The 4,504-nt window shown below is 71.8% G+C and carries 3 protein-coding genes; 1 reads left to right on the top strand and 2 read right to left on the bottom strand.

Annotation, left to right across the window (positions count from 1 at the left end):
* On the bottom strand, window positions 1-3,247 hold a 3,247-nt coding region (locus AC08OX_RS15230), incomplete at its 3' end, for an AAA family ATPase (protein ID WP_476608417.1).
* A gap of 155 nt (window positions 3,248-3,402) precedes the next feature.
* Window positions 3,403-3,738, bottom strand: a complete 336-nt coding sequence (locus tag AC08OX_RS15225; RefSeq protein WP_476608416.1) for an ATP-binding cassette domain-containing protein — start codon at window positions 3,736-3,738, stop codon at window positions 3,403-3,405.
* Between the two features lie 130 nt (window positions 3,739-3,868).
* Here AC08OX_RS15225 and AC08OX_RS15220 point away from each other — a divergent pair.
* The coding region (locus AC08OX_RS15220) for a nitroreductase family protein (RefSeq protein WP_476608415.1) at window positions 3,869-4,504 on the top strand (636 nt) is incomplete at its 3' end.

Raw genomic sequence — 4,504 nt, 5'->3', positions numbered from 1 at the left:
TCTCCCGTCCCTGGTGGGGGGTCTCCAGTCCCTGGTGGGGGCCTCCGGTTCCCGGCGGGGGGCCGTCGAGCGCGTCGAACAGCCGGCGGCCGAGGTTTGCCGCGGCGACGTTGCCCCGGTGCAGATACCGGGTGATGCCAGCCTCCAGGCTCTCGGCGGCGTCGTCCTTGCGGCCGGCCCGGTAGAGAACTTCGGCGCGGGACAGCAGCGCATGTCCCTGGCCGTCGACGTCGTCGGTGCGGCTGGCGAGATCGACGGCGGTGTCGGCGAACCGGAGGGCCTCGGCATCGCGGCCGCGCAGCGCCAGGAGCTTCGCGTGGACCCCGCACCATCCGGCCTGGGCCGGTAGCTGGTCGGCAGCGGCGGCGTCCCGACACCGGGTGACATACTTGCCCGCGTCGTCAACCTTGCCGAGCCGGACGAGAACGTCGGCGAGTGCCGCGGCCCGGTTGGCCAGGAACGCGCGTTCCCCCATCCGGGACAGCTGTCGGCAGCTTCGCCGCAGCTCCCGCTCGGCGACTGCCAGCTCGTCGGCGAGCAGCGCCACCCGGGCCACGACGAACCCGCCATGAAAGGGGTCGGCCCGCGGGGCGCGCAGGTCGTGAACGATCTCCTCGGTCGCCTTGAGATGGATCCGTGCGCCCTCCAGATCCCCCGACATGGCGGTGAGGAGCGCGAGCTGGGCGAGCACGGCCCGACGCAGAGCCCGGTCGTCGCCGGCGGCGTCGAGGGCCTCGTTCGCCCGGGTGATCCCGACGGCGACCGGCCGGGGCCCCCAGCTCATGAGCATGGTGAGCTCTCGGCGCAGCGACTGCGCGGCCCGGGGCACGCCGGACTCCTCCGCGTGCCGGACGGCGTTCTCCATCGCCCGCTCGGCCGCGGCGAACTGCCCGGCCGCCAGGTAGGCATTGGCCTGGCTGCGGCAGGCGAGCGCCGCGCCGACCTCGTCGCCGGCCTGCACGAAGTTGGTCAGGCATACCGCGGCTTCGGTCAGCGTCCTGGCGACCAGGCCCTCCGGATCGGTGGAGAACAGCACCCGCAGGTACGCGAGCCGGACGTGGGCCCGCAGGCCCTCCTCCCCGGCGCGCCGGGCCCGCTCGGTCACCTGGCGCAGGATGCGCTCGGCGTCGGAGAGCCGGCCGAACGAGTACAGCGCCCAGCCGAGGTCGATCTCGGCCCGTAGCCGCAGCGGGTCCGTCTCGGGCAGCAGGGTGATGGCCCGCTTGAGCAGCTGGGCCGCGCCGGTCTCGTCGCCCTGGCGCACCCGGTCCGCCGCCTCGATCAGACAGGTCGCCGCGGATCGGCCCAGCTCGATCGTCTCGGTGTCGCGCTGCCCAATCTCCACCCGGTAACGAAACGCCTGCTCCAGATGGTAGCTGACCAGTTCGTCGTGCTCACCGGGGCCACCCTCCAGCCGGGTCTGCAGCCACTGGGCGAACCGCTGGTGCAGATCGGCGCGCTGCCGTTTGGCGGTGGACTGGTAGGCGCAGTCGCGCAGCAGCACGTGCAGGAACCGAAACGTCTCGACGCCGGGCAGGTCGGACCGGTCCGGATGCACCAGTTCCTTGCGGACCAGGCTCAGGCAGTGGGCTGCGACCATCGGCTGTTCGCTCGGGTCTGACAGGTCGATGACAGCGTCGAGGTAGAAGCGTTCCCCCACGATGGCGGCGCGTTCAAGGACCCGCCGTTCGGGCGGGTCGAGCCGGTCGAGCCGGGCCGCGAGCAGGGACGAGATGGTCGGCGGCACCGTCACGTTGCGCAGGCTGCCGGTGGCGATCCACCGGCTGCCCTCCCGGCGCAGCAGGCCGTCGTCGACGAGGGCCGCCACCATCTGCTCGACGAACAGTGGGTTGCCGGCCGCGGAGGTAGTGATCCGGGAGACGAGGGCCGGGTCGAGGTCGTCGGAGCCCATCAGGGTGCGGATCAGGCGCTGGCAGCGCGCCTCGGTCAGCGGCGCCAGCAGCATCGAGGTGGCGTTGAGCTTGCCGCCTCCCCAGTCCCGCCGCTCCTCCAGCAGTTCCGGGCGGGCCAGGCACAGCAGCATGATGGGGGCGTCGCGGGACCAGTCGGCGATGTTCTCCAGCAGGTCGAGCAGGGTCGGCTCGGCCCAGTGCACGTCGTCGAACCACAGGATCAGCGGGCGTCGGGCCGCCAGCGCCTGGAAGAAGGACCGGACGGCCCAGAAGCTTTCCTGCGGACCGAGTTCCGCGCCGCCCAGCCCCACCAGGGGCGCGAGCGCCTCGACGATCTCCGCCGCCTGGGTGACACCGTCGAGCAGTTCCCGCAGCCGACGCCGCCCGTCCGGGGCGCTCTCGTCAGCGGACAGACCAGTGGCCTGGCGCACCATCTCCATCAGCGGCCAGTAGGCGATGCCCTCGCCGTAGGACAGGCAACGCCCGGTGAGCACGGTCGCCCGGTTCGCCATGGCCGCGCAGAACTCGCCGATCATCCGGGACTTGCCGATGTCCGCCGGGCCCAGCACGGTGAAAAGGTGGCAGCTGCGTTCCTCGACCACGGCCTCGAAGGCGTCCTGCAGCCGGCGGCGTTCCCGGTTACGCCCGATGACCGGGGCGGTGAAGCCATGGGTCGGGGCCCGGCTGCCGGGACCCGCGGTCGGGTCTACCAGCCCGATCAACCGGTGCACCCGCAGCGGGTCGCGCTTGCCCTGGACGACCAGGGGGCCGAGCGGGCTTACCGTGACGCTGTGCCGGATGAAGCGGTAGGTGGTGTCCCCGATGAGGATCTCGTCGGGGGGAGCGGCGTGTTCCAGTCGGGAGGCGACGTTCACCGGATCGCCGGTGACGCCACCGCCTGCGACGGTCACCTCGCCGGTGTTGATCCCGATCCGCACCCGCAGTTTCAGGCCCCACTCGCGCTGCAGGTCGGCGTTGAGCGCCTCCATCGCCGCCCGGATGTCGAGGGCGGCGCGAACCGCGCGCAGCGCGTCGTCCTCGTGCAGCACGGGAATGCCGAAGACGGCGAAGACGGCGTCGCCGATGAACTTCTCGACCGATCCGCCGTGGGTGTAGATCACTTCACGGACGGTGGTGAAGAACCGCCACATGACCTGCTGCAGCGGTTCGGAGTCGATTCTCTCGCCGATGTCGGTGGACCCGGTGATGTCCACGAACATGATCGTCACGGTCTTCCGGGCGCCGCTCCCTGGGGTGGGCAGGGGGTTCCCACATCCGGAGCAGAAGCGCGCCCGCTCGTGGTTGTCCTCCGCGCATGTCGGGCACGGCACCATGTGCCGGATGGTAGGCCGATCGCGACCCGATCCGGTGGGGGATGCGCGTACCCGACGCGCCTGAGGTGACCCATCCCACGCCGGTGCCACCGCCGGGTCCCGGCCGGGACGGCGCGACCCGGACGGCTCATCCGCCGGCGGCCGGTCTGGCGCGGTCATGACGGCAGCTCCCGCCGCACCGCGAGGAGCGCCGCCACCTGGGCCAGCACTCCCCGGCCGACTACTCCCCGGCCGACCGCGTTCACCTCGACCGCCCCGCAGCCACCGAAGACCAGCACGCTGCCGGAACCAGGGGTGACCAGACTCAGCAGGATGCGCGGCGTCGTTGTCCTGCCGGAGCCGTTCGGCCCCAGAAAACCGGTGATGTTCCCTTCCCGCACCGTGAAACTCACGTCCCGGACGGCGCGCTGGGACCCGTATCGCTTGGCCAGATGGTCTATTTCAACGACGGCGGTGACGAGAGCCTCCCGGCGGAGGTCCGAGCGGGGCAATCTCTACGGTAACCTGTCACCGTTCCAGATCCACCGGCGGCTGTCACCGCTGGCTGGGTCGCGGTCGCCGGCCGGGAGATCGGTACTTCCCGCGGGGGCTCCCCGAACCGCGATCCCCCGAGGAGTTTTCATGGACGCTCTCGCCTGCCTGATGACGCGCCGCACAGCGACCCGGCTCGTCGAACCCGGTCCGACGGTGGAGCAGATTATGATCATGCTTAGCGCCGCCACCACGGCGCCGGATCACAAGATGCTGCGGCCCTGGCGCTTCGTGGTCGTGCAGAGCGATGCCCGCGCCACCCTGGCGGCGGCGATCAAGCGGGCCGCCGAGGCCCTCGGCGGGTTGCCCGAGCCGGTCATCCGCAAGACCGCGGGCAAGGCCACCCGTTCCCCGGCGCTCATCGCCGTCGTCGCATCCCGTGTCGGTTCGAGGGTTCCGGTCGCCGAGCAGGACGCCTCGGCCGCGGCGGCGGCGCAGAACATCTGCCTGGCCGCGCACGCGCTCGGCGTCGCCTCGGCCTGGAAGTCGGTGCCGATGCAGGACAGCGCCGAGGTCCGGGGGGCGTTCGGGCTGACCTCGGACGAGGTGCTGGTCGGCTGGCTGGAGTTCGGGACCCAGGCGGACACCGCTCCGCTGCCTGCGCGGCCCGCCGTTCGGCTGGCCCAGGTCGCGACGGAGATGGAGGTCGACGGGACACTGGATTCCCGTGGCGGCGGACGATCGGATCTCCCAGTTCGGGCAAGTGACCACGGTGTGAGCGGCAGG

It is taken from the genome of Frankia sp. CoBUL1 (assembly GCF_978021245.1).
This window is presented reverse-complemented; position numbering and strand designations above follow the sequence as displayed.